Source organism: Pedobacter deserti (assembly GCF_024436415.1).
In the GTDB taxonomy this organism is placed as follows: Bacteria; Bacteroidota; Bacteroidia; order Sphingobacteriales; family Sphingobacteriaceae; genus Pedobacter; species Pedobacter faecalis.
In genome coordinates this window covers 2193510-2219663 of sequence record NZ_JAFMZQ010000001.1, presented here as the reverse complement: position 1 = coordinate 2219663, position 26154 = coordinate 2193510, and the positions used below count along the sequence as shown (strand labels likewise).

At 44.2% G+C, this 26154-nt stretch carries 31 protein-coding genes and 1 pseudogene; 11 read left to right on the top strand and 21 right to left on the bottom strand.

The features are described 5' to 3' along the window. The first annotated feature begins 46 nt into the window (after nucleotides 1–46). Nucleotides 47–1666, top strand: a complete 1620-nt coding sequence (locus J3P40_RS10100; protein WP_256005087.1) for a sensor histidine kinase — start codon at nucleotides 47–49, stop codon at nucleotides 1664–1666. Next, nucleotides 1663–2412, top strand: coding sequence for a LytR/AlgR family response regulator transcription factor (locus J3P40_RS10095; RefSeq protein WP_256005086.1), 750 nt, complete (start codon nucleotides 1663–1665; stop codon nucleotides 2410–2412). Before J3P40_RS10100 ends, J3P40_RS10095 begins: the two co-directional genes overlap by 4 nt. A gap of 127 nt (nucleotides 2413–2539) precedes the next feature. Here J3P40_RS10095 and J3P40_RS10090 read toward each other — a convergent pair whose 3' ends face one another. After that, complete coding sequence (locus J3P40_RS10090) at nucleotides 2540–2704, bottom strand: hypothetical protein (RefSeq protein ID WP_256005084.1); 165 nt, start codon at nucleotides 2702–2704, stop codon at nucleotides 2540–2542. Between the two features lie 134 nt (nucleotides 2705–2838). Between J3P40_RS10090 and J3P40_RS10085 the strand changes: the two genes are divergently transcribed. Next, nucleotides 2839–3678 carry a hypothetical protein gene (locus J3P40_RS10085; RefSeq protein ID WP_256005083.1) on the top strand — a complete coding sequence of 280 codons (840 nt, stop codon included), beginning with the start codon at nucleotides 2839–2841 and terminating at the stop codon, nucleotides 3676–3678. Between the two features lie 352 nt (nucleotides 3679–4030). Here J3P40_RS10085 and J3P40_RS10080 read toward each other — a convergent pair whose 3' ends face one another. Next, nucleotides 4031–4300 (bottom strand): hypothetical protein, encoded by a 270-nt coding sequence (locus J3P40_RS10080; protein ID WP_256005082.1) that lies wholly within the window; start codon nucleotides 4298–4300, stop codon nucleotides 4031–4033. An 832-nt stretch (nucleotides 4301–5132) separates the two neighbouring features. On the opposite strand from J3P40_RS10080, the gene J3P40_RS10075 reads away from it, so the two are divergent. Further along, nucleotides 5133–5456: a hypothetical protein gene (locus J3P40_RS10075; protein WP_256005080.1), complete on the top strand. Its 324-nt coding sequence runs from the start codon at nucleotides 5133–5135 to the stop codon at nucleotides 5454–5456. A 49-nt stretch (nucleotides 5457–5505) separates the two neighbouring features. On the opposite strand, the gene J3P40_RS10070 is transcribed toward J3P40_RS10075, so the two are convergent. From J3P40_RS10070 to J3P40_RS10060, 3 genes are all read right to left on the bottom strand, one after another. Next, nucleotides 5506–5796: a hypothetical protein gene (locus J3P40_RS10070; RefSeq protein ID WP_256005078.1), complete on the bottom strand. Its 291-nt coding sequence runs from the start codon at nucleotides 5794–5796 to the stop codon at nucleotides 5506–5508. 812 nt (nucleotides 5797–6608) lie between these two features. After that, on the bottom strand, nucleotides 6609–6977 hold the full coding sequence (locus J3P40_RS10065; protein WP_256005077.1) for a hypothetical protein: 369 nt from the start codon (nucleotides 6975–6977) through the stop codon (nucleotides 6609–6611). Between the two features lie 94 nt (nucleotides 6978–7071). Further along, nucleotides 7072–7383, bottom strand: a complete 312-nt coding sequence (locus J3P40_RS10060; RefSeq protein ID WP_256005075.1) for a hypothetical protein — start codon at nucleotides 7381–7383, stop codon at nucleotides 7072–7074. Nucleotides 7384–7860: 477 nt separating this feature from the next. On the opposite strand from J3P40_RS10060, the gene J3P40_RS10055 reads away from it, so the two are divergent. Continuing rightward, nucleotides 7861–8700: a hypothetical protein gene (locus tag J3P40_RS10055; protein ID WP_256005072.1), complete on the top strand. Its 840-nt coding sequence runs from the start codon at nucleotides 7861–7863 to the stop codon at nucleotides 8698–8700. 135 nt (nucleotides 8701–8835) lie between these two features. On the opposite strand, the gene J3P40_RS10050 is transcribed toward J3P40_RS10055, so the two are convergent. The 5 genes from J3P40_RS10050 to J3P40_RS10035 form a co-directional block, all read right to left on the bottom strand. Next, nucleotides 8836–9165, bottom strand: a complete 330-nt coding sequence (locus tag J3P40_RS10050; protein WP_256005071.1) for a DUF1493 family protein — start codon at nucleotides 9163–9165, stop codon at nucleotides 8836–8838. A 6-nt stretch (nucleotides 9166–9171) separates the two neighbouring features. After that, nucleotides 9172–9267: a hypothetical protein gene (locus tag J3P40_RS17810; RefSeq protein WP_370687713.1), complete on the bottom strand. Its 96-nt coding sequence runs from the start codon at nucleotides 9265–9267 to the stop codon at nucleotides 9172–9174. Nucleotides 9268–9350: 83 nt separating this feature from the next. Continuing rightward, a complete protein-coding gene (locus tag J3P40_RS10045; protein ID WP_256005069.1) occupies nucleotides 9351–9812 on the bottom strand; it encodes a DMP19 family protein in 462 nt (153 codons plus the stop codon). A 550-nt stretch (nucleotides 9813–10362) separates the two neighbouring features. Next, the gene (locus J3P40_RS10040; protein WP_256005066.1) at nucleotides 10363–10635 is read right to left on the bottom strand and encodes a hypothetical protein; all 273 of its coding nucleotides are present in this window, start codon (nucleotides 10633–10635) and stop codon (nucleotides 10363–10365) included. 116 nt (nucleotides 10636–10751) lie between these two features. Continuing rightward, nucleotides 10752–11453, bottom strand: a complete 702-nt coding sequence (locus tag J3P40_RS10035; RefSeq protein ID WP_256005063.1) for a hypothetical protein — start codon at nucleotides 11451–11453, stop codon at nucleotides 10752–10754. 405 nt (nucleotides 11454–11858) lie between these two features. On the opposite strand from J3P40_RS10035, the gene J3P40_RS10030 reads away from it, so the two are divergent. Next, nucleotides 11859–12035: a hypothetical protein gene (locus tag J3P40_RS10030; RefSeq protein ID WP_256005061.1), complete on the top strand. Its 177-nt coding sequence runs from the start codon at nucleotides 11859–11861 to the stop codon at nucleotides 12033–12035. A gap of 513 nt (nucleotides 12036–12548) precedes the next feature. Then, nucleotides 12549–12722, top strand: coding sequence for a hypothetical protein (locus J3P40_RS10025; RefSeq protein ID WP_256005059.1), 174 nt, complete (start codon nucleotides 12549–12551; stop codon nucleotides 12720–12722). Nucleotides 12723–12802: 80 nt separating this feature from the next. On the opposite strand, the pseudogene J3P40_RS17870 reads toward J3P40_RS10025, so the two are convergent. The 10 genes and pseudogenes from J3P40_RS17870 to J3P40_RS09980 all read right to left on the bottom strand — a co-directional run. Beyond that, nucleotides 12803–12957: pseudogene (locus J3P40_RS17870) on the bottom strand (IS256 family transposase); the annotation flags it as partial. A gap of 90 nt (nucleotides 12958–13047) precedes the next feature. Beyond that, nucleotides 13048–13524 carry a hypothetical protein gene (locus J3P40_RS10020; RefSeq protein WP_256005056.1) on the bottom strand — a complete coding sequence of 159 codons (477 nt, stop codon included), beginning with the start codon at nucleotides 13522–13524 and terminating at the stop codon, nucleotides 13048–13050. Between the two features lie 267 nt (nucleotides 13525–13791). After that, entirely contained in the window at nucleotides 13792–14226 is a 435-nt protein-coding gene (locus tag J3P40_RS10015) for a hypothetical protein (protein ID WP_256005055.1), read from the bottom strand. A 149-nt stretch (nucleotides 14227–14375) separates the two neighbouring features. Continuing rightward, the gene (locus J3P40_RS10010) at nucleotides 14376–14789 is read right to left on the bottom strand and encodes a hypothetical protein (protein WP_256005053.1); all 414 of its coding nucleotides are present in this window, start codon (nucleotides 14787–14789) and stop codon (nucleotides 14376–14378) included. A gap of 175 nt (nucleotides 14790–14964) precedes the next feature. Beyond that, complete coding sequence (locus J3P40_RS10005; RefSeq protein ID WP_256005051.1) at nucleotides 14965–15735, bottom strand: SDR family NAD(P)-dependent oxidoreductase; 771 nt, start codon at nucleotides 15733–15735, stop codon at nucleotides 14965–14967. Nucleotides 15736–15739: 4 nt separating this feature from the next. After that, nucleotides 15740–16906 carry a BT3233 family polysaccharide utilization protein gene (locus J3P40_RS10000; protein WP_256005048.1) on the bottom strand — a complete coding sequence of 389 codons (1167 nt, stop codon included), beginning with the start codon at nucleotides 16904–16906 and terminating at the stop codon, nucleotides 15740–15742. Next, nucleotides 16903–17745, bottom strand: a complete 843-nt coding sequence (kduI, locus tag J3P40_RS09995; protein WP_256005046.1) for a 5-dehydro-4-deoxy-D-glucuronate isomerase — start codon at nucleotides 17743–17745, stop codon at nucleotides 16903–16905. Before kduI ends, J3P40_RS10000 begins: the two co-directional genes overlap by 4 nt. Before the next feature lie 43 nt (nucleotides 17746–17788). Beyond that, nucleotides 17789–19198, bottom strand: a complete 1410-nt coding sequence (uxaC, locus tag J3P40_RS09990) for a glucuronate isomerase (RefSeq protein WP_256005044.1) — start codon at nucleotides 19196–19198, stop codon at nucleotides 17789–17791. Next, nucleotides 19195–20391: a mannonate dehydratase gene (gene uxuA, locus J3P40_RS09985; RefSeq protein WP_256005043.1), complete on the bottom strand. Its 1197-nt coding sequence runs from the start codon at nucleotides 20389–20391 to the stop codon at nucleotides 19195–19197. The genes uxaC and uxuA overlap by 4 nt, the downstream gene beginning before the upstream one ends. Nucleotides 20392–20507: 116 nt before the next feature. Next, nucleotides 20508–23213, bottom strand: coding sequence for a TonB-dependent receptor (locus tag J3P40_RS09980; protein WP_256005042.1), 2706 nt, complete (start codon nucleotides 23211–23213; stop codon nucleotides 20508–20510). A 107-nt stretch (nucleotides 23214–23320) separates the two neighbouring features. Between J3P40_RS09980 and J3P40_RS09975 the strand changes: the two genes are divergently transcribed. Further along, entirely contained in the window at nucleotides 23321–23545 is a 225-nt protein-coding gene (locus tag J3P40_RS09975) for an RNA polymerase sigma factor (protein ID WP_256005041.1), read from the top strand. A 128-nt stretch (nucleotides 23546–23673) separates the two neighbouring features. Beyond that, the gene (locus tag J3P40_RS09970; protein WP_256005039.1) at nucleotides 23674–24153 is read left to right on the top strand and encodes an Lrp/AsnC family transcriptional regulator; all 480 of its coding nucleotides are present in this window, start codon (nucleotides 23674–23676) and stop codon (nucleotides 24151–24153) included. Here the strand turns inward: J3P40_RS09970 and J3P40_RS09965 are convergent. Continuing rightward, on the bottom strand, nucleotides 24150–24335 hold the full coding sequence (locus tag J3P40_RS09965; RefSeq protein WP_256005036.1) for a hypothetical protein: 186 nt from the start codon (nucleotides 24333–24335) through the stop codon (nucleotides 24150–24152). The two genes, J3P40_RS09970 and J3P40_RS09965, sit on opposite strands and share 4 nt — an antisense overlap. Nucleotides 24336–24453: 118 nt before the next feature. On the opposite strand from J3P40_RS09965, the gene J3P40_RS09960 reads away from it, so the two are divergent. After that, a complete protein-coding gene (locus tag J3P40_RS09960; RefSeq protein WP_256005034.1) occupies nucleotides 24454–25140 on the top strand; it encodes a type 1 glutamine amidotransferase domain-containing protein in 687 nt (228 codons plus the stop codon). A gap of 56 nt (nucleotides 25141–25196) precedes the next feature. Then, a complete protein-coding gene (locus tag J3P40_RS09955; protein ID WP_256005031.1) occupies nucleotides 25197–26150 on the top strand; it encodes a sugar phosphate isomerase/epimerase family protein in 954 nt (317 codons plus the stop codon). The last annotated feature ends 4 nt before the right edge of the window (nucleotides 26151–26154 follow it).

The following is a 26154-nucleotide window of genomic DNA, read 5'->3' as shown; positions in this document are numbered from 1 at the left end:
TTTCCTATTATTGCTACAAGTTTGATGAAAATTAAACTCAACACCTATGAAAAAGCTACTCCTTACACTTCTTGGCTGCATTGTGCTCTTAACAATAGCACAGGCACAAAGAGGCATTGACTATAAACGAAATTATGCTGCCGGAGGCAAAATGCTCATGAGCGTGGACAGTGCTGCCAAAAACGTCTTTTATGCTAATGCGTTTCCCAACCAACCTCATATCTCCTTTAATTTCCTACCCGAAGTTCACAACGTAAGCATCCGGATCTTTTTCAGAAAGCATATCAAGGCAGAGAACTACAGATATACGATTCTGGCCGACGATCAACCCATTGTGCTGAACAAGCCGATCGAAACCTCTCAACTTAAGGATGCACATGCCGGAGACGAAGAAATATTTAACGCAGTGAGTTTCGGGATATTTCCCATAAAGAACAAGGTTCTTACCATCCTCACGTATGATATTGAAAAGCCTGCGGATGTCTACAAAACGATTTTCTACGGCAGGCCATTACCGAAGGCAAAAATCCAGTTCCTGTCAAAACGCTTCAAAACTGAGCAGGGTTTTGATTATGACAACATTCTCAATCTAAAAGATACAACGGAGATCACATTCCGAGAGCAAGACGACGAGTTAACCATTATAAAAGAAGCGTCCGACATTGACTACCTCTATTCCATTTCTATAAAAGATAAACAGCGCAACGAAATAGTATTCAAGTCAGATATCTGGAAATTTGGTGGCTACACAGATGAATTATATAGAGCCTCACCTTACGTTAATATAGACAAGAGCGTTTTTAAGAAATCGGGAGACTACGAAATCATCATCGAGCCCTCGCTTAAATGGGAAGGATGCCTCGACTGCGACTTGTCTGCAAAAGATGTAGAAAAATACATTACCAGGCACACGCTCAGTATCACGCTCGACGAGCAAAACTATACAAAAAAAGAACTTATCATATACACCCTGCTAGTCGCCCTTGGCCTCGGAACTATCTTCCTAATAATCTCGTTCATTACCAGAAAAAGAAACAAAAAAAAGCTGGCCGACGAGCAACGGCAGAAAGACATTGCAAAACTTCAGCTTAACTCCGTACGTTCCCAGCTAAATCCGCACTTCCTTTTTAACGCACTGTCGGGCATTCAAAACCTGATGAACAAGAACGAGACAGACAAAGCCAACAAATACCTGTCGAAATTTGCAAGGCTGACCCGCAACGTACTGGCCAACAACGACCTGATTAGTTTAAAGCAAGAAAAAACACTGCTCGACGACTATCTTCAAATGGAGCAACTACGTTTCGGTTTCGCCTACCAGATCGACCTTTCAGAAGAAATTGACGCCGATAACACCGAAATACCAAGCATGCTGCTTCAACCATTTGTAGAGAATGCCGTAAAGCACGGCATCTCACACAAAGTTGAAAACGGTACCATTCTCGTCGCATTCAACAAGCAAGCAAATGATCTTATTCTGTCGGTGGCCGACAACGGTAAAGGCTTCGATCCAATAAAAAAGAGCGACGGCCTCGGCTTGCAATTAAGCGAAAGCCGCATAGCTTTGCTCAATAGCATTTACAAAGAAAACAGGTTCACGCTGGAAATAGGGTCGACCACCACTGGCACCCGGGTAACTTTAACCATAACCGATTGGCTAATATGATGAGAGCGATTTTAATAGACGACGAAAAATCTAACCTGGAAAACCTGCGGACATTACTCGAAAAGCACTGTCCGCAGCTAACCATCACGGCAACCGCACAAAATGTAACCGACGCCGTGTCGGCAATTGAGCAAAGCAAGCCCGACCTGGTGTTTCTCGACATCCAGATGGGTGATCAGACCGGCTTCGACGTGCTGAAACTGCTTCCAGCACGTAACTTTGAAGTGATTTTTGTGACGGCGTACGACCAATACGGCATACAGGCCGTAAAGTTTGCCGCTCTGGATTACCTCCTGAAACCTGTGGACATCGATGAACTGCTCAACGCCGTAAATATGGCCGAGCGCAAACTCGCAGCCCACATTCAAACCTCCCAACTCGACTTCCTGCTCCAGCAACTCAAGAAACCAGAACCTACGGTAAGCAAAATCGCCCTGCCCATGCAAAACGAGATCCGGTATATAAACCTGTCTGAAATTATCCGCTGCGAAGCCGACAATACCTACACCCACTTCTTCCTTGCCGGAAATGAAAAAATACTCGTCTCAAAACCCCTCAAAGAATACGCGGACCTGCTGCGCCCCAACGGTTTCTTACGCACACACCAAAGCCATCTGGTGAACCCGAAATATGTTAAAAGCTGGCTAAAAGAAGACGGCGGTGTCCTGCTGCTCCTTTCAGGCGAAAAAATACCAGTGTCTAAACCAAATAAGGAGAGTGTGAGGAACGCTTTGCAGGGGTTGTGATACCATAGTACCCTGCCTGGGATCTAATGCGAGACCGTCCAGCAGGATTGAAAATTCTGTTCTCAGAGAAGCGTATTTTTTTGAAAGTTTCTTTATATCCTTTCTAAAACGAGGAGTGGCAATAATCTCAAAGCTCATTTAGCAGGTCTTTAGCTGCAATACCTTTCAATTTTCCCTGCTTAATTTGCTTAACTTCTTGAATTGCATCTTGCAAACCCTCTAGTATCTCTGCTTTATAGCTAGTTAATAGTTTAGCTTCTTTAATATCTTTAAAGTTTTTTAATACCTCCAAAATGAAAGATGCCTTCTCATCTCGAATGTCTATACTCTGATATTCCGCCAGGTCATCATCAACAGGTTTGATTGCAGCTTAAATATTTTATTTTTCTTACATTCGGGAACAACATTGCAGCCATCTACACTATTATGCGCCGAAGATTTCATTGGGTTTATCTCGCCTTCACCATCATTATAATAACTTCTTGCTCGAAAGAAAAAATCTCAAAATCTGTAGACCCGAATGATTATACCCTTGCTACGTACGATCTTAGGCAAAAGGGGAACACCTTAGTTTCGGGTCAAAATGCCAAAGTGCAGCTTTTGATCAGGCACTACAACATTGACCCTGGCAAAAAAGGGTCTGCGATTAATAAAATTGAAATCTTATCCGGAAACAGTACTATCTCCAGCACTTCTGATTTCCACATGAATGCACGTGAGCCTGATTTTAAATTGGTAGTACTAGAAACCGGCACTTTAAAAACCGGTAAAAATCAGCTTAGCGTCCGTATTCATTATGAAGCTGGCTTTTACGATACTGGAGATTTTGAGCTGCTTGCGCTAAAAGACAGGAAACTGAAGACTTGGTGGGCTGAAGTGAGTATAGAACACCTGAGAAATGTAAAGACCACAAAAACTACCGCTGCGCCATTGCTTGAGGGCAACCACAGTACGTTTGCTTCCGGTTTTCAATATGGCAACCGGAACGACGAATTTCTGAATATCGATGGATTATATGGTACGCTGTTTGCATTTTATGACCGGGCTTCCCTCCAACTAAAATATATAAATGTTGCTCATGGTAGTTTCCAGCACGATCCTACCTTAAAGTTGTCCGCAGTTCGCGAGGACATCCTAAAGGAATTCCCAGATTGTGTAGTGACAACAGATGGCGAAGGAGTAATCACAATGAAGAGCCTCGAATTTACGTTTGTAATTACTAACATAGGTAACATGGGTTTAATCACCCGGGTAACCAAGAATTGAGGTCCCTGTTCTTCTGGGCCATGGTTGTTATGGATATATCAACGTCAAGCTAAACCCAGCTCCAAAAGGCTCTCATGACTATCGGGGTGAGGGGTATCTAGCCGCGTTATAAAAATATTCATATCCACCTCTGTTTTTGTATTTTACAAACAATACCTTCGAGTCAATTCTGTCTCTACACAAGTAATAATCGTCCAATACATTCGAAACAAACAGGGAACCAAATATAACAATACATACACCTATTATTAGGAAATCCAAGTCCTTCACAGCGCTATTACGTCTCATGCTCGGTATTTGATCGGATTCAAAGTTTTAATTCTCTTTTTAGAAACGAGATTGGCAACTAACGTTAACACCTGCGATCACGTGCTATCTTTTTAAGTTCTAGCACTGTCTGCTCATTATCACATCCTTGTTCAACCCGGTAGGCAACCAAATCCCGATAGGCTTCCGAAACAAGCCCTTTTTCTGCAAGCACTAAATCCTGTATTAAGTTATCTATAAAAGACCACTCATTACCGTTGATAATAGATACCTCCTTCTTAGTCGCACAACGCGCAAAACTATCGACGTCCCCATCGTAAGATTTATATATTTTTAAATGCTTTAGTGTGATCATATCTTGTTATCAGCATTCTTTTCAGCTAACAGTATCCACTTACATGATTGCGAATGAAATCCTCAAACCAAAACAATAGCGAAATGCCAAATAAAGTAAATATCAAAACGACAATTATAGATATGTATCTGCTTCCAAATATCTTCCTTTCTTTCTTAACAATCTCCGGGCCTTGGTTCTTGCGAATAAAATAATACCAATTTAACAACAAGACAAGGAAAAAGATACTATAATGAAGATACTGGTTACCATTGCAGTATACATATGGTATTAAGTCCAGCCCTTTCATAATTATAATGAAGATGACGAAGCTTAGCGCAAAAGTCGCGCTGCCATGTGGCTGCGATTCTATCTTGCTTCTTTTATAAAAAACGTAGTAATAGTAGTATATGAGCTTCAATTCTTATTTATTATATGAGACGTTAGCTAAATTTAATTTGTACAGTAATCTAGAGATTAATTCGGGAATTACAAAGAAGATTACTTGCACTTCGTATTCCCTCAGTCTTAATGCACTACCAGAACTCATGGGGAATATTTGTCAGTTGATCATCTAAACTCCAATTAGAGGGTTTCCCTGGATAAAACCATTTTGAACCCTGTTCTTCAATCCATGATTTACGGTATCGCCTTATAGATTCAATTGTGTAATCTTCATTGCCAGATTCTACTCCACAACAAGGACAGATTTCGTAATTCGGTGACTTACCGTCTTCACCCCATTGAGGTTCCGAATGTCTATACCCGCAAACTCTACAGAAAATATTGGTCATCAATAGCGTGTTAAAAAGATTTGACTGGTTACCTTTCTCATATTCCTGTATTAAACGATATGAGAAAGTTAGTCAATAAAATTTTCTTCGCGTTCAAAATGTATCCATTTTCTACCGGTGCATTGTCTATTACCCTGTTCTTCTGGTCCATGGTTATTATTGGATTTATCAACATCCAGCTAAGCCCAGCTCCAAATGGCTATCATGACTATCGGGGTGAAGGGGTCATGCTGGGCGCGTTTCTCGCATTGTCACTTGCAGCAGTGCTAATGGCCGTAACTTTGCTGAACATCACCTTTCAGAAGAAGAAAGACTTCTATATCTGGCTTGTAGCAGCAAACGGAGCTGTAAGTTTAATATGCTGTTTGCTATTGATGTCTTAGCCGTGTCTGGATATCATTTATTCATGCAGTGACCATCAGCCAACCATTACTATTTTAATAACCCCTTGAGTTCGTCAAAAACTTTTTCTTTTTCCTCCTCGTTGTGCGGTTCCAAGAGGATATTAAGCATTTGTTCTTCCTTTTCATAGCTCCAAACGAAAACTCCCAACCAACCAAGCCCCCAAAAATCTATGTTACCCCCGATTTTCTCTGAATTAAATTCAACTTGATTTAAGGGGCCAAAATCACCTCTTTCAAAAAATCTAAATTCAAATTCATATCCGCTCAGTTCCGCGACCATTTGTTCTTTGAACCATTCTATATCTTTCTTATTATTCATAACTCCCATGTCCTTAAATAAAACATTCAACAACAGACCTATAGCTACTCGCACCTTCAACCTTTCTTATAAGCATAGGAATGTCTTTTTTCGAATCCCAGAACCCTTTACTCACGCCGCTTTTCAAGCGCTCAATCACAAATTCCTTGAACTTGGGTAGTGCCAACTGATTCACATCCTCGAATTCATATTCTACTCTTGCCGTTCTACCCTTCATAAGCGGATGGTACCCGAGCAAATACGCCCATCCAACTCTCCTTACACCTCGTACTTGAAAAAATTTACCCTGAGAATCTAAAATATACGAATCCTTAAAGGTACCACAAAGTGAAATGCTTGCCAATTCAGGACCCTTCGCTTTCGAATATATATTCTTATCGGTCTTAAAAAAGTGCAGTATAGGGTAGTTTATAGTTTGCAAAATGAAAGAATTAACTCGGATTACCATCTAAGATACAGGCTCCAATCTCTTAAATATCCTTGTTGATGTAAAATAACAAAGTCCCGGATACCGAGCATTGATTTAATACAGTTCCTTTAAAGGTGGCGGGCCTTCCTTTCTAACTTTATCAACTGCTTCTAACCAATATTCCCAAAATGCACTATCTGCGGGTTTATTGACTTCCAGCCAATATTCTCCACCACTTAAAATGTCTGTTAAGTGACGCCATTCTCGTCTATTTTACCGTCACTTATTAATTTTCATTGATGTTGTTTTGAACAATATTCAGCAATCAATCTCCCAGTTGACCGTCCGAACCCTCAAATTATCGATAGACGGGATAATGGATTCTATAGCGGCATCTATCATCCTATGGTCGCAGCAGCCGGTTTCGCATACCCTTATCCATCGTCGTCAATATTGGGTATTGTAAGCTTAGCCGAGAAAAGTAGAATGTAAAAAGTGCCGCCTGCTTTTTAATTTTTGCAGTATCGACCGTTTCACGGGTCTTACCTCTAAAAAATAAAGCCATAGAGTCCTGGTGACTAATCATTTTTTTATAGTCGTCATCACTTTTGATTTTAACTTTTAGATATTCCAATACCGATTTCCGCTCTACGGAATCTAAAGCATTGTAATCCGATTTAATGAGATTACCCGGCTGACGGCCAGGTTGCTGCGATTTCGCTTGATAAATAAAGCAAAAAAGACCGAGAAGAGTAAGCGTTAACCTATTCATAATTTTATTTTTTATTTAGGGTTAATATATAAACTATACTATTTTAATACAACATAAGTGCGGAATTACTGACCACTTACGTACTGGATAAGCATTATCTATTTACCCTGTCGAGCTTTTTATATTTATAGGCCAAAGTCCTTCCGCTCGCATTAAAGATACTGTCCTGCTGTCGGTCCTTTTTGTATTCAGTAAGAGTGATGATATCTTCACGCATAAATACGGCATCAGTATTTCTTACAACCTTGGGATCACTATTACTGAAGGTTGCCGGGCCATCTGGATGCACTCTCGCCCTGTACAACTCCCTGTTCCAGGTGTAGAGCGTCACATCATCATTACTGTACTCTTTTTTACAAGCAGATACTGCAAGTAACAGCGGGATCAAGAAAATAAACCTTACCATATTTATTGAGAACTAATTATATTTGATAAATTTCCTGAGCAAATTACGCACAATAAGCAGATATTTCTCCTTCTAATTCAATATTTAACACCTATTAACATTCTGGATTTTATTGGTCTGGCTTGCCCGGTTTTATTCAGAAGTTAACAAACTCTGAAGATTTCTCAATTCCTGTCGATTTCACGTCCAAATAGTTAAGACATGGTAGCCACTCCGAAGCATGTGAGTCCGCCATGAGTCCGCCATGAGTCCGGGGTGAGTCCGCCTTTTTCCTGAAAAAAGGCGGACTCACTGCGGTTGCATTATGGTAGCAACGCCCACTCATATACTACTAAGTAGTTACTTAGCCCAGCCGGTCTAAATACTTACCATAACTAGCGATGTAAAAAAATTTAAGATAAACGTAACAAAAGATTGAATTAATTGCCTATATTCAATTCATAAACTTAAAAATAAAAACAATCAATACTAAACATTATGGCACAATTTAAAGGAAAACACTTATCCGGGCTTATGGGAAACCTGGTTGCCCGACGGGGAAGGGACGGTTCAACGATCTTACAAATCAAGGCAAGCAGGGTTAAGCAAACTAAGGCAACCAAAGCGAGCGCCGGGGTATTTGGAAAAGCGAGCTCACTGGCTTGCGACATCAGGACACAGCTGGGTTACCTGTACGGGCTCGACAATGATTCGGGCATGGTAAACCGCTTCAACACGCCGGTTAGGGATGTGCTTATGCATTGTTTCGATAAGGAGACGCAGACCTATTCCTTTCAGGAGGATAGTTTCAGCAGATTGGCAGGTTTCAATTTCAACATCAAATCGCCGCTGGAAAATACGCTGTGGGTAATGCCGGAGGTGACATTAGAGGGTACAAGTCTGAAGGTTAGCATTCCTGAACTGGAGATTGGTTCGAATCTGCTGTTTCCAGACACAACCAAGCTTTGTGTGTTGAGGGTTGCGGTTTCGCGAATAGCCCTTTATGAGGGGCTGACTTCTGCTCTGCAAACACAAGAGCTGATCATTAACCGGGAACAGGGCATTGTACCGGCACAGGAGTTTACCTTTGAGGTTCCACAGGGATGTTTATGCACCGCAGCTATAGGCCTGCTATTTTATGAAGTATCTGCCGACAATGTAAGATACAGTTACAACTGCAAAGAATTTTCTCCGGCAGCTATATTGGGGGCCATTATTGTGCCTGGCGAATTCGTGCCTCCTCCAGTCATTAAGGAAAGCAATCGTTTGGTGTCAAACCCCTGGACAAGCAGCTCGGTAAAGTTTACTGCCCCATCCAGCCCCGATCAACCGTCATAACGGCACCTTGCATGTAATCTGATGTGGCTGATGCCAGGATCGCTCGGGAATACAAACGCCTGGCTCATTGAAGAACCAGGCGTTTGTATTTTCAGACTTTAGCGGCGGATTCTAAACCCGCACGGAAAAGATCGGCTAATCTCCCAGGACGTTTCCGTCTAATTTCCCCAAAGCGATAGCTTTTTCTAAGTGCCCTAATGTTATCACCTTCTTCTTAGTTTCCTTTCCAGTGAAAATTAATTTATACAAAGAAAAGCTTCCCTCTGGAGCAAAATACTCTGATAATTCTAGGTCTTCAGTATCTATATCAAACCTTTTTCCGAACTCTTCAAAAAATTCTAATGCATCATCACCAGTAATTTTTAAGTCTCTTTCCAATTGAGTATCTCTTGTAAGCTCTATTTTATACCTACCTCTCATTTCAATTATCAGGGATTTTAGCTGGTTAAATATCTCATTATCCATTTGATCTTATAAATTGTGAACCAATATTTCGGTTTCGCTAACAAAGCAATTGTGATTACCCTCTAATTCTATATTAAGTATCTTTTCTTGTTTAGACCTCAATGTTTAGCAATTCTGTTTTTGTACCTGCAATTTTTAACATACAGTTCTCCTGCAAGCTTTGCAGGGTTCTACTCCCGGGTACATCAACTATCTAAATAGCTGGTAAGAAGATTTTCTAAATCTTCATCTAATTCGTCGTACGCATCGTCTAATTTTTCTAATGCGTCGAACAAATCCTCATCAAAGTCAACTATTCCCGGGAGTGCTCTATTAAATACCTTTTCTCTAAATTCCTCTGTACTGAGCTGACCAGTATTTACTAATCCTAATGCGTCCTCTAAAATTTGCGCTGATTTAAAAGCTCCGATCAGTTTTAAGTGATTTACAGTTATGTAAGCAAACTGACCATAAGAGTTGAAGAAGAATTGATGAAGCCCCCCGTTAATTACCTGCTTGTGAAAAACAACAACGGTATATACAACCTGAAGATGGGTTGGCAAATTGGTTATGTGCCGGAACCATGCGTCTTTATCCCCAAGAATGGACTCGTTTAACCCTTGCACAGCCTCCGTGTAACAGCTGTTAATTGCATCTTTATATTTCATCCATCTAACTTCGAAAAATTTTTATCAAAATGTTCTATTCCGTCTTTCAAGGTCAAATTATTTCAACTTGACTTGATGGTTAAGCTATTTATCCTGCGGATAACATAAACAGCGACCCTAAACCGACAATCAGGTAAATCCAAAACAGGAAAAAATAGTCTTTGAAGCCACTCTCGTCAAAATGGTTTACACTCCAATTAATCTTTTTATTGAAGAGTATCTAGACCCCAATAAAATATATGGACATGAAGAATATCCAAGCCTTAGCTGCAGTAAAATTATCTGCAATCGATAACACGATTGAACAGTTACATATAAATATGTGATAAGACCTGTACCCTTTGTATAGTCCTCCGAAAAGTTTGTGTTGCTTGACCAGTACTTTTTTGCAAAATACCCGGCAAACACGTTTAAGGAAATCATAAAATTGATCAAGTTTCGTAAAATCATGATTTTATCACGCCCTCAGGCATTATGTTTTTATCGATCATTTTCAAAGCATATTTATATTTCGCTTCGATACTACCCTCCAAATGACCACCATATTCGCTCATATGTCTCTGCGTTCACATGCTAACTTTTTAAGTTCTAGTACGGTCTGCTCATTATCACATCCTTGTTCAACCCGGTAGGCAACTAAATCCCGATAGGCTTCCGAAACAAGGCCTTTTTCTGCAAGCACTAAGTCCTGTATTAAGTTATCTATAAAGAACCACTCAGAATCGTTAATAATAGATAACTCCTTCTTAGTCGCACAACGCGCAAAACTATCGACATCCCCATCGTAAGATTTATATATTTTTAGGTGCTTTAGTGTAATCATCTTGCAAGGCTTTTATCTCCTTCGATCAGCTAAACCCCAGCCTGTCTTAGTAGTTCAAGACATTCTGCCTCTAACATGTGAAATAAACAAATATAAGCATATCATTTACATAAATATTATCCTTGTCGGCTGGACAGGAAGGACTCACATAGCCCTTGAATATCAGTCTTACCCGACAGTAACGCTGATTTAAAGCTATCAACATCAGCAAAAACCAGTTCCACAGTATAAGGTGAATGTATAAGCAGGTAAACACCCCCATTCTCGTCAACGCCCAAATAGTTCCCATCTCCTAAATTCTTAAGAACGTAGAAGACACCCTCTGGAATCTCTATTTTAAATGTACTCTGTATATCTAAAATTTCTTCTAAACCTGGATCTACCATGCCAAGTATCTTCTGTAAATTCAGCTTGTCCTCATCACCGGATTTGTCTTCGCTAATTAAGTTTACGTCTATAATATGTGGATCCAAGTCTTCCATAGGCGCCATCATTTTATAGCCCGAAAACATTCCCTCCACTAGATATAACTCTACGAATTCGAAGGCTTTACTTCGTTGATTCCAAACGCCTAAATTTTTTATGATGAGTAGGGACGGCATTGATTTATCTCTGAAGTCTCGAGCAATATTTGCATTAAGCAAAAAAGTGTAACTTCCTTTATAACCGAGTATATTCTTTTTTACGCCAAGGATAAACTCCATATTAATCTGAGGCAGTAAAAACCTGTATCTTTCAGGCAATCTATAAACAAGCGCTACAAAAAAATCGACATGCTTAGTCGTAAAGGAAGGCTTCTTCTTAAATAATCCAAACATCTTACTTTATATACTTTTTGTATAAAACCACAAATCTTCAACAGAGAAATCAGTTAAATTCATCCCATTACCAAATAGAGCTCCAAGACCTTCACTCATGGCTTCAATTCTTTATTATTCTAAGACGTTAGCTAAATTTAATCTGTACAGCAAGCTAGAGATTAAATCGGATATCACAAAGAAGATTACTTGCATTTGCATTCCATCAGTCTTATCGCATGTCTATACCCGCAAATTCTACAGAAAATACTGGTCATCAATAGCGTGTTAAAAAGATTTGACTGGTTACCTTTCTCGTATTCCTGTATTAAACGATGTGAGAAAGGTAGTCAATAAAATTCTTTTCGCGTTCAAAAAGTACCGTTTTCTGCCAGTGCATTTTCCATTACCCTGTTCGTCTGGGCCGTGGTTATTATTGGATTTATCAACATCAAGCTAAACCCGGCTCCAAACGGCTACCCTGACTATCTGGGTGAGGGGGTTATGATGGGCGCGTTTCTCGCATTGTCATTCGCAGCGTTCATAATGGCCGTAACTTTGCTCAACATCACCTTTCAAAAAAAGAAAGATTTCTATATCTGACTTTTATAGCAGCAAACGGGACTGTAAGTTTAATATGCTGTTTGCTAATGATGTCTTAACCGAAATGAAGCTTCAAGTACCTCATCAGAATTCTTCAGGAGAATTTGCTCTCTATCTCTCTCTGCTTTCTAAAGTACTCATAGATATGTTCACAAGCATTGCTTTCAGAAAAAAACGTCTTCTCTTTGCCATTTTTTTCCATATCCTTTTTGATAGAGAAAAACTCATTTTGGGGACGCCGTGTACATAAAAAATTCTGAGCCCGCATAAGTAACACCCGTAACATGAACACCCTTCGAAGCTACCTGAGTAAATGCTGGCTCACACTTCGTTCACACCTTGTTCACAATTAAGCCACAATAGGGTACCTTTTTGTGAAGGAAATGTGTCTGATGTGTGTTTAATGTGAGCGAATGATCCCAGCAAGGCCACCACTTGATAAATACCAGTAAATTATATATTCTTTGAATCTTGTCTCGTCCTGCTATAGCTTGTCATTAATTCCTAACGATAATGAAAGCGAAATCAGTAAAGAAAGCAAAAGTCACCCTTTCAAACAGGAAGCCATGGGGCAGACTTGATGAGCGCGCCAAGGAGAAAATTCTCAGCGAGATAGACAGTGGGCTATTGAGCCGAAGAGTTGCTGCTCGAAAATATGGTTTGCCTAATAGCACAATAGGTAAGTGACAGGATAAACATAATTTGGCTATCCTGTTGCATCCACAAACTTTAATGAGCCTGTAGCTATTAGCGACTCTCAAGAGGCAATGATGTTCCAGCTCACCGGTCATCATCGATTCCAGAAAATGCTTCATCATGGGCGCCAGTACGCCGTCGGTGCCGGTCTCTTTTTGCCGGCATATAAGCCTGCTATAGCTTCTTTCTTGAAGCTCTCGAAGTTAAAGTCTTCTTGTGTTGCCATTATTTATGTCGAAAGTTTAAAGTTACACTATTGACACAGTTCAGGAAACACCCTCATAGAGGCGACAGTAATTAGTTCCTTAGGTTCCCTCTACAGTTTTATTTGAACTTTGACTAAGAAATCCATTAAATCCCGGATCATAACTTCCCTTTCATCATCCTTGTTACGATCTAAAAAAAAAGATAATTTATCAATCGCCTTTTTATAGTGGGCAGCCTTAAAAGGGCCCTTCATCTCTTTGATGACCAGCAAAGCGTTGGAAGCAGTATAGTAATTATCTGATATCGTTAAGTCTATAAAAAACAAAAGATGATTGGAACAATCAAACGCTTCACAGCATAGCACCAAGTACCCACGATGATTTTTAGAAAGCGGATTTTTTATTGCATTTATAAAAGCCCTAAGAGATGTTTTATGCTTAATACAATAAAGTATTTTAGCTACTGAATCTCGTACTTCATGGCTCTTCGTAGTTTGCAAAATCTGATTTAATTCCTTAACCAATGAAACTTGATTCTTATCAATTAACATCTTCAAATTGCGAAAAGCAACCTCCTCGATGCTCATCTTGAGTCTTTCTTCCTTACATAATTTCATAATAGTAACAGGTAATGCTGTTCAGAGGTGGCCCCCGCGGTAGTGTTGTGCAGTTTGGGTTTTACTATTTTAGTGATCTGAGAAATTCAAAAAATCGTCTTCGTTCTTTAACGCTTCCTGTAAAAATCTCTTTGCTTCAGAAAGTACATATTCCAATCTTCCAAGCCAATAACAATATCAGATTTCAACGTATAGAAAATGGAACTCTCTTTTAAGTTTCTGCTGAAATTCCTATCTCTAAAAGGGGTGCTTGTTTCTCCAATACTTTTCAAATTCGGCCATTTTTAATTCATAATCATTACCACAAAAAAAATCATCTATCAAATTGTAATTTTCGTAAAGCACCCCTGAGATATGATTCAATTGTTTTTTGTAACATTCTTCAATATCTATTTCGTCGCGGAAATATTCTGATTTTATATCTTGTGCATCACTTTGTCTCAAATACTCCAACAAATTGAAAAGATTTATTTCTTTATCAGGCTTGTTCAACTTATAAAGAGTTGCATAAAACTCACGAAAGTACTTTTCAATCTTAATCACATAATTACCTGAACTATATTCAATCATATATGATTCCCCTTCGTTGAGTTCTGTTTTTATCTGAAAACCGAATGCTTCAATAAGTCTTTTAGAAAGCTCATAGATGTATTGTATAAAATTCTGTTTCATGTAAATACTATTTTTACAGTGGAGTACTTCAGTTTTGCATTAAGTTTCTTTCTGCCCCTTAGAATAGTTTAGGAAACACCATTCGCTGCCGTCTTGGTAAATGTATAATCTGCTTGTGTTACCGTCTTAGCGGATTGCTTAACAACACATTACGTAAGTAAATCCCAATTCTTTAATATCAATCTTAGTTCCTTTGCTGACTTTAATAATTTTCTTCCTAAACTATCATTAGCTTCATACTTACTGAACAATATATTATTTTCTTCAACCTCTTTTTTATAAATTCTTGGAAGAATAATTTTGTTCAATTCACTTAGATGTAAAGTATGTGTCTTATCGTCATAATCCGAGAGATTCCCGTTTTTCAACATAAACACTATCACTTGTAAATAATCTTCAACATTTTCATAAGAGATGGAAATTGCTCTTTTACCATCTCTGTATTCCACATCATAAAAAGCATTTCCATTTTCTGTCTCTTTTATTTGATTAAAACCAAATTCATTAATAAGAAAGGAGAAAAACAATCTTACAATTTCAATATATATTTTTCCGTCTACCATGACTGATTACTTAATTATTTGAAATGCATTTGGATGAAGTGTAACCCTTCAAAATTTCGGACTGCTAAAGGAGTGGTCACCATGAAGGGCTCCGGCCTGCAAATCCAAATCGGAAAAAAGTATCAGGATCGCCTGGCTAATATTATTGATGAAAAACATCTCAAAACCAAGATTTTTACCGCCCCATCCAGCCCCCGTCAACTGTCATAACGGTGCCGTGCATGTAATCTGATGCGTCTGAGGCCAGGAATACGACCGGGCCTTTGAAATCGGCGGCTTCGCCCCAGCGACCGGCGGGTATGCGTTCCATAATGGAGCGGCTCCTGTTTTCGTCGGCACGAAGCGCAGTGGTATTGTCCGTTGAGATATATCCGGGTGCAATGGCGTTTACGTTCACGCCATGTGCTGCCCATTCGTTGGCAAAAGCCTTGGTTAGCTGACCGATAGCGCCTTTGCTGGCGGCGTAGCCGGGAACGGTGATGCCGCCCTGAAAGGTAAGCAATGAGGCGGTAAAGATGATCTTGCCGCTGTTGCGGGCAACCATATCGCGACCTATCTCGCGGCTGAGGATGAAAGGTGCGGTTTGGTTTACGGCCACCACCTCGTCCCAGTACTCATCAGGGTGATCGGCTATAGGCTTTCTGAGTATAGTTCCGGCGTTGTTCACGAGGATATCAATCACCGGGTGATCGGCGCGGAGCTTTTCAATGAAATTCTGCAAAGCCTGGCGGTCGCCCATATCGCATTGATAGGCGTAGAACCTGCGGCCAGCGGCTTCTACGGTTTTGGAGACTTCACTGCCCGACAGTTCAAGGTTTGCCGATACGCCAATGATGTCGGCCCCTGCCTCTGCTAACGCTTCTGCCATGGCTTTTCCTATTCCTCTTTTGCAACCGGTTACCAGTGCCGTCTTACCGCTCAGGTCGAATAAATTAAGTACGTTCATATGTTTATTTTATGCCGATCAAAACATCACTGCGCATAGCGTTTGCGAAATCCCGAAGGTAGTTGTTCCAGTTCGCCTCAGATTGAAAAGCTGAGATCTTTGGCGAGGACGCCTTATTCCACACAGCGCCACTGTAATAGATCACCGGTTTTCCAGATTCGACATAAGTTTCGGTAAGTAAATGCGTAGCCGATACCTTCATCAGTCCCGATTTATTGAAAAGCAGTGTGCCAAGGCCCAGTATACCGTCCTGACCATGCGCGGGTTCCCAATAGGACATTAATCCTGACCGCTCATCCAGAACAATGTGGCCGGGTTCTTTGCGCTTCACTATGCCGATGGCGACAGGAAGTGGTTCAGTACCGGCAAAAGTAAAGGTTGCCTCTATCCTGTTAAGCTGAGCTCCGGCATCGAGGGATATCAGTTTGCTAACCTTAACCTTCCGGCCTGCAACGTCCCATTCGTCATAGTCTAGCTGGAAGGTAAACCTGATAGGGCCCTTATCAAGTATTTTCCAGTTTCTGTAGTTCTTTGGAAAGTAAATCTTGTCGCCCACAACAGGCGCTATATCGCCCCCACCCAGGGTATAGCCCACGCTGTAATAATCGAGTCCCAGCCCGTGATCCTTATGGTAATCGCCTGTTTTATACCACTTATCGATAACCATACTGTCGTTACGCTTGGACCAGACATCTATACCATAGGCATTTTCGTTGGTAGACTCGAGCGCCTTGCCGTACATCCGGAAAGCTATGCGGTCATTCTCCCAGGCAAAATCGTCTTTGCGTTCGGGCACATATCTGCCGTATACTCTGGACGAAAATAATGCAGGTTTTCCGGGTACTAAACGGATGCCGTGAACCGTAATGTCCGTCTTGGGCGTTATCTGAACCAGCAGATTCTGAACAGCTTTTTGTCCCCTATATTCCAGTTGGTACGCGATCTCTTTACCCGTTTGCACGTCAATCACCTTAAAATTGCCCACCCTCAATTCCGGAAACTCTTGCATGATATAAGCCCAATCCACTGAGAATGTATAATTCTTCATATGGTTATAGGTCATGTTGTCATACCCGCCTAGGCTAATCTGAATTCCTTCGGTTTTTTTCTGCCCTAAAACACTGGACAATGAGCCTGCCAAAAGCAGGAATACTAGGATTGAGTTTCTCATTTCAAATCAGTTATTGCACAATGGTCCATATCGCCATAATCGAGGTTCTCACCTGCCATACCCCATATAAAAGTATAGTTGCTCGTTCCGGCACCGGAGTGTATCGACCAGTTGGGCGATATCACGGCCTGCTCGTTCTGCATCCAGGTATGGCGTGTTTCCTCAGGCTCACCCATAAAATGGCAAACGCTTTGTCCGGCCGGCACCTCAAAGTAGAAGTATACTTCCATACGGCGGTCGTGCGTATGCGCAGGCATGGTGTTCCACACGCTTCCGGTCTTAAGTTCGGTCATGCCCATTTGCAGCTGACAGGTCTGCACTACGCTGTTTACGATAAGTTTATTGATCACCCGGTGGTTAGCTGTTTCGGCCGAACCGAGTTCTACGATCTCTGCCTCTTGTTTGGTGACTTTCTTAGTGGGGTAAACATGATGCGCCGGTGCAGAATTGATGTAAAACTTGGCAGGATGCGCCTGATCTTTACTTGCAAAACTGACCTCGCGGTTGCCCCTGCCGATATACAATGCTTCTTTGTATTCAAGATCGTAAGTCTGGCCGTCGACTCTCACCGAACCTGCTCCGCCTACATTGATGATGCCCAGCTCGCGGCGCTCCAGGAAGTATTCCGCCTTGAGGTAATCCGGATTGCTCAGTGTAACTACCTCGTGTACAGGCATCACACCGCCGGTAATGTAACGGTCGTAATGCGACAGCACCAGGCGTATGGCATCAATCTCAAAAAGGTTGGGGATTAAAAAAGTGTCGCGTAAAGTACGTGTATCCATTTGCCGCGCCTCATTCGGACTAACGGCGTATCTTCCTTCAAAATAGGTCTGCATTTTCGGCTTCTTTAATTTTTGCGTGGTTATTCGGGTAAAAGGGTTAATCGAGCCCAAAATACTCTTTTGCATTGTAATAGCAAATATCAGAAACGATCTGACCTATCCATTTCTCATCGTCGGGCAGCAGACCAGCCTCCATTTCGGCACCGAAAAGGTTGCATAGGATGCGCCGGAAGTACTCGTGCCGCGAGTAAGAAAGAAAGCTGCGCGAGTCGGTAAGCATGCCTATGAAATTGCTCACGATACCCATGTTAGACAAGGCGTTTAGCTGCTTTTCTATGCCGTCTTTCTGGTCCAGGAACCACCATCCTGAACCAAACTGCATCTTGCCCTTCATGCTGCCATCGGCAAAGTTGCCGATCATCGCCGCGAAGGCCTCATTGTCGGCCGGATTAAGATTGTAAATGATCGTCTTGGTCAGCTGATCGCTGGCACTCAGGTTACCAAAGAACCCCGCCATACGCTCGATCTGGTTAAAATCACCGATGGAGTCATATCCAGAATCGGCGCCCAGCTTGTTGAACATACCGATGTTGTTGTTGCGGATAGCGCCAAGGTGAAACTGCTGCACCCAGCCCTTCTCGTGATACATTTTAGAGAGGGCAGTAAGCACATAACCCGCAAAAGCATCCGGATTCGAATAGTGGCGGTCGCCCGGCTTCAGAAAGGCCTCAAACTCCTGCTGCTCCGTTTCCGTGAGGCGGTAAACCGCAGGTAGGGCCGACAAACCATGATCGGCTATGCTGCAGCCATGCGCAGCGAAGTGGTCAACCCGGCTTTGCAGCGCGGCGATGAGTCCCGGTAAATCGCTTATGACCATGTTAGCTGCCTCGCCCAGCGACTTCATATAGGCGCGAAACTGGGCAGGTTTATCAATCTGCAAGGCTTTATCCGGACGGAAGGACGGCTTTACCTTCACTTCAAAGTTACTTTCGCGCAAAGCGCGGTGGTACTGCAGGTCGTCGCATGGATCATCGGTAGTGCCCACCATCTGCACCTTGAAATGCTTCAGCAAACCCTGGGTAGAAAAATCAGGCGTAGCAAGCAGCTCATTGCAGTGGCGGTAAATTTCGATAGCCGAGCCTTCGTTGAGGTACTGGTTTACCCCAAAAGGATCCTTAAGCTCCATATGCGTCCAGTGAAACAAGGGATTGCGCACGGTGGCTGGCACCACGCGGGCCCAGGCCGTAAACTTCTCCTCATCACTGGCATCGCCGGTAATCAGGCGCTCATCGACCCCAAGCGCACGCATGCCCCGCCATTTATAATGATCGCCTTTAAGCCAGATCTCTGTGAGGTTGGCAAACTGCTTGTTTTCGGCAATCTCCTGCGGCGGCAAGTGGTTGTGGTAATCGATCACCGGAAGGTCTTTTGCGTAGTTGTGATACAGCGCTCTAGCGGTGTCGTTCGACAAAAGAAAGTCTTCTGGTATAACTGCTCCTTGTTTCATCGTAAGGTGGTTTTTGAATGAATAATGCCATGCTCAAGGCCCCGCAACTCTGCCAGTCCCTTTAACCTGCCGATGGCAGAATAGCCCGGATTGGTTAGCTTGTGCAGGTCGTCGAGCATCTGGTGACCATGATCGGGGCGCATCGGGATACTGATTTGTCGCCGCTGCTGCACCTCATAAAGTGCGCTCACTACGCCGTACATGTCTACATCCCCTTCCAGGTGATTGTCCTCATAGAAATCGCCCGCCCCGTTGCGCCGTGTGCTTCTCAGGTGCACGAAATGAATGCGGCCGGAAAAGGCCTCAACCATGCCTACCAGGTCGTTATCTGCCCGAACGCCGAAAGAGCCGGTACAAAAACACAGGCCATTGTGTGTGGAAGGCACGGCAGCAAACAACTTCTCTACCATCTGGGCGGTGCTTACCACCCTGGGCAGACCAAATATCGGGTATGGCGGATCGTCGGGGTGTATGGCCAGTTGAATACCCACTTCTTCCGCTACGGGGGTGATGTGCGACAGGAAATAGATCAGGTTCTGAGCCAGTCGCTCTGCGTCTATACCTTGGTACTTATCCAGCGCCTGCTGAAACTGCTGCAGGGTAAAGCTTTCCTCGCTACCGGGCAAGCCGGCGATTATGGTACGCTGCAAGAGCAAACGCTCCGCCTCTGTCATGCCGCTATAGCGCAACCTGCCAGCTTCCAGTTCTTCAGCCGTGTAGTCGCCCTCCGCCCCGGGCCGCTGCAACATAAACACATCGAAGGCTACAAGTGCCGCCTTTTCGAATTTCAGTGCCCGGGCACCGTTTTCCAGCTCAAACATCAGGTTGGTCCGCGTCCAATCGAGCACCGGCATAAAATTATAAGTCACAACCCTTATACCGCACCTGGCTAGATTGCGCAGGGTGGTTTTATAGTGACTGATATAGGTTTCAAAACCGGTATCCTGTGTCTTAATAGCCTCATGCACGGGCACACTTTCTACCACCTCCCACTGCAGTCCGGCTCTCTCTATAATTGCTTTATGGTTCTCTATTTCAGCTACGCTCCATATTTCCCCGTTGGGGATGTGGTGCAGGGCGCTAACCACCCCTGTGCAGCCGGCCTGACGGATATCGGCCAGGCTAACCGGATCGGCAGCGCCAAACCAGCGCATGGTCTGCGTCATCCGGTAAATGCGGTTTTGTTCGTTCATATCGTATTTAGTACTGTTTTAAAGATACGGGCTTGGCAATAAAAAAGGGGCCTTTAAGCCCCTTTTATTATCGCAAACGTTTGCGCTTAAGCGTTTATAGCCTTGTTGGCCGACTGTTAGTTGACCGTGTAGCGGTAAACAGCCCGGCCTAGTTGTCCCTGTGCACTAATACCTTCTATCACCACCTTGTATTTCCCTTTACTGTCGGCATTAAAGAAGTCGAAACTTGCCGCACCGTTATTGGTGATCACCGAAGGGTTCCAGTAAATGGTGGTGCGGAGGTCGGCCACCTGCGGATCGGTCCCGTCGTGCTTATACTTAGGCGAATAAAACTCCTTGCTGTTGTTGTAACCCTGCGGCAGGTAATTGGTTACCGAAGGATCGTACCTGGTGCGGAAAGCTCCCGGCTTGGTTGAGATCACAATGCTTTGTCCGCCCAAGAGCGACATCAGCGCCATATTGGTCCGCACCACATCGATGCGTATGATATCTGTGGGATTGCCTTCATAAACAAACTGCGCTTCGCAATGATCGAGCTTCCTACCGTTCAGAACGATCGTCATCGGCTCGTTCCTGCTGAAAGGTACGTCGACCATACCGCACTGTCCCATGTCAACGTTCCGGAAGGCCACGTTCGTGAGTCGCATCATCAGGAATTCCTTAACGTCTTTGAACTGTGCAGGATCTTCTACGGTAAGGGTCTGATCGGCATGCCCTTCGGGTACCGACAACATATCGACCCTTGTGGCAAACCTGCGGCGTGCGCGGATCTCCACTTCGCGAAGCTGCTGCGTACGTCCCATCATACCGCGTTTCAGCAGGTCATCTTCCTGAGCGCGGCTGTTGGCCAGGATTGCAGCCATGAGGTTCCTCGGATCGCTGTCGAGATCGCCGATATTGAAGTTAGGTGTTTTAGCTTGTGTGCTCATGCGGTCGACCAGCACTTCTACATTTTTACCCCCTTTTTCGGTACGCCCCTGCACGGTAAAGTCTATACCCTCGCCGATAAGCAGGTTATCAAATTTAAACCTGCCCTGCGCGTCGGTAACGGTATCGATCACCAGCCCGATGCGGTTATTGATCAGCGTGATTTTACCGTTGGCAACCGGCCTGTTGCGCAGGTCGAGCAGTTTACCGCTCACCGCCGAAGTCAGCTTTTCTACCGGATATGGGAACTGGAGCGGCTTTACCGCCAGGTCGCGCCAAACAAAACGGCGGTACCCCTGGGTCATCATCAAAACATCCAGCTTGGCGGCCGTTTCCTCATTCGGTTCTACAAAATAGTAATTGGGCTGTTCTACATAACCTTTGATGTCTGAACTAAGCAGCAAATGCGAGAAAATGCTGTGCTCCGTGCGCTCACCGCTTGGCACCGTAGTTTCGTTGACCACCGCAACCGAGAAACTTCCGGTGGCAGGCTGACCTGCAGCATCTTTAGCGCTCACGGCGATATCCACTTTCTCTCTTGCCTTATACTCCGTCTTATTTGAGCTCAGGCTCAGATTTAACTTGTCGGTATTTTGAACAAAAATAATGCGTTCGTTGGTCGCGATGCCCGCTCCGGAAAAGAGCGTGAACTGCAGAATTCCGGATGGGATGTCTTTAAGCGGCACGGGGATCGAAACCATGGGCTTGTCGACCGCAATAGGGCTGCCGAAGTACACCACGCCCCCGCCCTGCACCACAAGGCCGAGTGAGCCTTTGCTTGCAGCCAGGGTCGCTTCGCTGGTCCTGATCCGCACGAGTGCTGTATCATTTCCAGTGTTATACACCGAAAGTACATGTCCCGCAGCCAGCGCTGCCGGAAGCTTTACAGCCGATTTGGATCCGTCGGCATATGTAACCTGTGCGGTATAGGTTTTTCCCGCCTCTGGCTGAAGCTGGAAATAGCCCATGCCCAGGTGCTGACTCTCAAACTGGGCGACTTCCTGGTTGGCCTGGTCGGTAATGACGCCTTTAACATCTACACCATTTCCCGAGGTACCGATGGCCTTGAATGCCACGCGTGAACGCACGCCGTTAACCAGTTGCCCCCCTTCCGGGAAGAATTGGATGTCTGCTTCGGTGGCGACCGACTTGATCATAAATTTCTTAACGATGATGGATTTCTCCTCCAGCTGTAATTTGGTAGCCAGGTGTGCGTTCTGAAAAGTCTTGGACTTGCCACCTTTGAGCTCTACCCTGATCTGGCCCTGGGCATCTGTCTCTTTTTTGCCGCTGCTGGCAATGGCAGAATTGTCTATAAAGTCGTAGCTAACCGCCTTGTTCGCATACGGCTCGCCCTTGTCATTTGTATACGTTACCACAGCGGTAACAGCCCCTTTCGCCGGGTATTCATAGGTAACTTTAGTGAATACCGGGTTGGCTACAGAGTTCCCTACCTTAAAAACCTTATTGTAATAATATTCCGGTCCGGCGTTGCGCATCCATTGGGTATAGGCCCGGATCCGGTAGTTGCCGTCTCGCATATTGCTGTCGGCCAGGATGAACTCGCCTTTGGCCATTCCGGATATGACCGGAAGTTTAAGCGCTTTGGCCAGGGAATCGGATTCGTTGAACAGATCGACGTATACAGCGCCACTATGACCGGAGAGTTGGTTTTTGGCACCTAAGGTGACATAGGCCTTAAACCAGATGGTATCACCCACAAGGTAATAAGGTCTGTCGGTATGCAGATACACCTTTTCCTGTGGGTTAGACTCTGCCCACTTTTCGAGCGCGGCAATCATTTTTTCTAAAGGGTCGGTTTGCATAGGGGTAAAGGCCAAAAAGCCCGCCATACTGAGCAAAAGGACGGCTACTAAGGAGCGTTTTAAATTCATAAGGGTATTTTTTGGTTATAATCAGGGTAAATATATAAATATTAAGGTATCTGGTATATTTTTTGTTCAAATTGGATGTTGCGCTTACCCATTTACCGAATATACCTATGAACATCCTTTCCAATCAATTATCTGCAGAAGAACAGCTGGTCCAAACCGACTGCTGCCCTATTTTTATCAAATATTTCGAGGGCTATAAATGCCGGGAAATAGCGGAATCCATGAATTTGCCGCTGCAGGTCGTAAAAGACCGGATAAAAACGAACCAGCGGAAACTCAGGGCCAATCTTAAGCAGTTCAGCAAGCGGTTTAAAGACGCCTGTACCGCCTGATCTAAAAATTTCAGCGGGCTTTATTTGGTAGTTTCAAAATAATAGTATCTATTTGTACGTAGCATACATCCCGTGCTGTGTTGACCTTAATCGTGTTTTTTTAATTATTTACAATAGCCACTGGTTATATGAATAGTTCCGCATTGGATCAGACAGACAGAGAGATTATCCGCCTTCTGCAGCAGGATGCCCGCCTTTCGAGTAAGGAGATTGCCGCACGTCTAAAAAGAAGGCCGTCGACGATCTTTGCCCGCTTTAACAGGCTAAAGGAACTGGGATACCTTACTGGCAGTACCGTGCTTATAGACCGCAATAAGTTTGCCGACCTGATGACGGTGTTTATCAATGTGCAGTTAAATGATCATTCCTGCGAGGCGCTGAGTGCATTTCAGGAAGATATGGCCCCCCACCCGGAGGTGATGGAATGCTATCATACCACCGGGCAGGTTGATTATGTATTGAAAGTTGTAGTGAATGATATGGCGGCGTACAAGGATTTTTTGGTGAAGAAGCTCACGAGCAACCTGAATGTTAAGGGCTATGCAAGTCATTTTGTAATCGCCGAAAACAAGCGCGAACTCGCTTACCCGATGCAGCATCTGCTTTAGTCGCCGTCGTTTACCTCGGTTATTGGCGGAATGCCCGCCTGGTCCTCATCCGATGTCCCATCGTTTTGGGCGTTCTCATTCATCTTCTCCAGCTGGTCTGTCTGCCTCGCTCCGGATCTGATCTCTTCATCTTCTTCGATATGCTTTATCTGAAGCTCCTCGTCTTTTCTATCGTTTTTCATGATGCTGTTTTGCCATAGAACATTGCCTCCGGCAAATAAGTTTTGAAATTATACCTAAACGGTGGAAACCCTGCGCCGTGTCGGTTGTTATACGATTATTAACCTGTTAATCCTTTTTATGAAAAAGATACTGATGGTGCTTACGTCGCACGAAGATATGATCAATACGGACAGCAAAACGGGTGTTTGGCTGGGTGAGTTCACTGATCCATACTATGAATTTATTGATGCGGGTTACCAGATCACACTGGCGAGTCCGCTTGGGGGCAAACCGCCGGTAGACCCGCTGAGTGAGCTCACGGAAAACATCACGGCGTCTAACAGGCGTTTTCAGGATGACGAGGCGGCGAAGAGTGCTTTTGAAAACACGCTGATGCTTGCAGAAGTGGACGCAAATAATTTTGACGCGGTGTTTTATCCGGGCGGACACGGACCGATATGGGACCTGGCATCCAGCGAAAAAAGCGGGCAGCTTATCCTCGACTTTTACAAGGCCGGAAAGCCGGTCGGCCTGGTATGCCACGGCCCTGCCGCGCTGATTAAGGTGGAAGAACTGGAACCGGGATTCCTGAACGGGAAACGCATCACGGCTTTTACAGATACGGAGGAAGTGATGACTGGTCGCTCAGGCAACGTGCCTTACCAGCTCGAGTCTAGATTAAAAGAGCTTGGGGCCGACCTGGATTCTGCGCTTATACCCTTTACGGCCCATGTGGAAACGGACGCTAACCTGGTCACCGGACAAAACCCGCTTTCTGCTGGCCCCGCCGCGCAGGCCCTCATCAGGCTGATTGAAGCGGAGTAAGCCGCTGGATTCGATGTGTTTTAATTGTATATTAGGCATCGAAACCAATTGTAAACATGAACAGAAGGGATTTTATTCATATGGGTGCTGCTGCAGGAATACTTGCCGCAGCGCCCTCAGCCGATGCTCTGGCGGGCGTTAAGCCTGTAGGTAACACGAAAGACAAACGTTATCAGAAAGGCGCCAGTCCCTGGCCTATTTGTCTGGATACCGCGACGATAAGACCTGCTTCACTTAAAGAAAAAGTGAGAATCGCCGCGGCAGCCGGCTATGATGCAATTGAACCCTGGGACGGCGAACTGCGCGAATATGAGGCACAGGGAGGCAACCTGAAAGATCTTGGTAAGGAAATCAAAGACCTGGGTCTTTTTGTACCCAGTGTTATTGGCTTGTGGAATGCCCTGCCGCCTACCCGCGAGCGTTTTGAAGAATCGCTTAAAGGGACGCGTGAACGCATGCGTATGGCCTCGGCAATTGGTTCGCAGCACATCCAGACGATACCGGACACTGCCGGTGAAGGGTACGACCAGAAATGGGTGGCTGCCCGTTATCGGGAAATCATTGAAATAGGCCTGAAAGAATACAACCTGGAGCCTGCCCTGGTCTTCGTGAAATACCAGCCGGTAAAGACGATGGGTCAGGCGCTCGGCATTGCTATGGATGCGAATCACCCTAAGGCAAAGATCATCCCCGACACCTATCATATGTATATTTCTGAAGGTGGCTTTGAGGGGCTTAAGATGCTCAATGGCAACGCGATAGCCATTTTCCAGTTTGGCGATGCACCGGCAAGTCCGGCCATCCCGCAGTTGGGCGACGAGCACCGGGTGTATCCGGGCGACGGCATATTGCCGCTGCCCCAGGTTCTGCGCGACCTGAAGGCTACCGGCTTTAAAGGTTGTGTGTCGCTCGAGCTATACAATCCCAATTATCACAAGCAGGACCTGCAGAAAGTTGCGGAAACGGGACTGCGCAAGACACTCGAGGTGATCAAAAAAGCAGGCGTATAAGCTG

What these genes read in the sequence shown, in the direction of transcription:
- J3P40_RS10100 (WP_256005087.1), top strand. Translation starts at nt 47, where the DNA reads ATGAAAAAGCTACTCCTTACACTTCTTGGCTGCATTGTGCTCTTAACA.
- J3P40_RS10095 (WP_256005086.1), top strand. Translation starts at nt 1,663, where the DNA reads ATGATGAGAGCGATTTTAATAGACGACGAAAAATCTAACCTGGAAAAC.
- J3P40_RS10085 (WP_256005083.1), top strand. Translation starts at nt 2,839, where the DNA reads ATGCGCCGAAGATTTCATTGGGTTTATCTCGCCTTCACCATCATTATA.
- J3P40_RS10080 (WP_256005082.1), bottom strand. Translation starts at nt 4,300, where the DNA reads ATGATCACACTAAAGCATTTAAAAATATATAAATCTTACGATGGGGAC.
- J3P40_RS10075 (WP_256005080.1), top strand. Translation starts at nt 5,133, where the DNA reads ATGAGAAAGTTAGTCAATAAAATTTTCTTCGCGTTCAAAATGTATCCA.
- J3P40_RS10070 (WP_256005078.1), bottom strand. Translation starts at nt 5,796, where the DNA reads ATGAATAATAAGAAAGATATAGAATGGTTCAAAGAACAAATGGTCGCG.
- J3P40_RS10065 (WP_256005077.1), bottom strand. Translation starts at nt 6,977, where the DNA reads ATGAATAGGTTAACGCTTACTCTTCTCGGTCTTTTTTGCTTTATTTAT.
- J3P40_RS10060 (WP_256005075.1), bottom strand. Translation starts at nt 7,383, where the DNA reads ATGGTAAGGTTTATTTTCTTGATCCCGCTGTTACTTGCAGTATCTGCT.
- J3P40_RS10055 (WP_256005072.1), top strand. Translation starts at nt 7,861, where the DNA reads ATGGCACAATTTAAAGGAAAACACTTATCCGGGCTTATGGGAAACCTG.
- J3P40_RS10050 (WP_256005071.1), bottom strand. Translation starts at nt 9,165, where the DNA reads ATGGATAATGAGATATTTAACCAGCTAAAATCCCTGATAATTGAAATG.
- J3P40_RS10045 (WP_256005069.1), bottom strand. Translation starts at nt 9,812, where the DNA reads ATGAAATATAAAGATGCAATTAACAGCTGTTACACGGAGGCTGTGCAA.
- J3P40_RS10040 (WP_256005066.1), bottom strand. Translation starts at nt 10,635, where the DNA reads ATGATTACACTAAAGCACCTAAAAATATATAAATCTTACGATGGGGAT.
- J3P40_RS10035 (WP_256005063.1), bottom strand. Translation starts at nt 11,453, where the DNA reads ATGTTTGGATTATTTAAGAAGAAGCCTTCCTTTACGACTAAGCATGTC.
- J3P40_RS10025 (WP_256005059.1), top strand. Translation starts at nt 12,549, where the DNA reads ATGAAAGCGAAATCAGTAAAGAAAGCAAAAGTCACCCTTTCAAACAGG.
- J3P40_RS10020 (WP_256005056.1), bottom strand. Translation starts at nt 13,524, where the DNA reads ATGAGCATCGAGGAGGTTGCTTTTCGCAATTTGAAGATGTTAATTGAT.
- J3P40_RS10015 (WP_256005055.1), bottom strand. Translation starts at nt 14,226, where the DNA reads ATGAAACAGAATTTTATACAATACATCTATGAGCTTTCTAAAAGACTT.
- J3P40_RS10010 (WP_256005053.1), bottom strand. Translation starts at nt 14,789, where the DNA reads ATGGTAGACGGAAAAATATATATTGAAATTGTAAGATTGTTTTTCTCC.
- J3P40_RS10005 (WP_256005051.1), bottom strand. Translation starts at nt 15,735, where the DNA reads ATGAACGTACTTAATTTATTCGACCTGAGCGGTAAGACGGCACTGGTA.
- J3P40_RS10000 (WP_256005048.1), bottom strand. Translation starts at nt 16,906, where the DNA reads ATGAGAAACTCAATCCTAGTATTCCTGCTTTTGGCAGGCTCATTGTCC.
- kduI (WP_256005046.1), bottom strand. Translation starts at nt 17,745, where the DNA reads ATGCAGACCTATTTTGAAGGAAGATACGCCGTTAGTCCGAATGAGGCG.
- uxaC (WP_256005044.1), bottom strand. Translation starts at nt 19,198, where the DNA reads ATGAAACAAGGAGCAGTTATACCAGAAGACTTTCTTTTGTCGAACGAC.
- uxuA (WP_256005043.1), bottom strand. Translation starts at nt 20,391, where the DNA reads ATGAACGAACAAAACCGCATTTACCGGATGACGCAGACCATGCGCTGG.
- J3P40_RS09980 (WP_256005042.1), bottom strand. Translation starts at nt 23,213, where the DNA reads ATGAATTTAAAACGCTCCTTAGTAGCCGTCCTTTTGCTCAGTATGGCG.
- J3P40_RS09975 (WP_256005041.1), top strand. Translation starts at nt 23,321, where the DNA reads ATGAACATCCTTTCCAATCAATTATCTGCAGAAGAACAGCTGGTCCAA.
- J3P40_RS09970 (WP_256005039.1), top strand. Translation starts at nt 23,674, where the DNA reads ATGAATAGTTCCGCATTGGATCAGACAGACAGAGAGATTATCCGCCTT.
- J3P40_RS09965 (WP_256005036.1), bottom strand. Translation starts at nt 24,335, where the DNA reads ATGAAAAACGATAGAAAAGACGAGGAGCTTCAGATAAAGCATATCGAA.
- J3P40_RS09960 (WP_256005034.1), top strand. Translation starts at nt 24,454, where the DNA reads ATGAAAAAGATACTGATGGTGCTTACGTCGCACGAAGATATGATCAAT.
- J3P40_RS09955 (WP_256005031.1), top strand. Translation starts at nt 25,197, where the DNA reads ATGAACAGAAGGGATTTTATTCATATGGGTGCTGCTGCAGGAATACTT.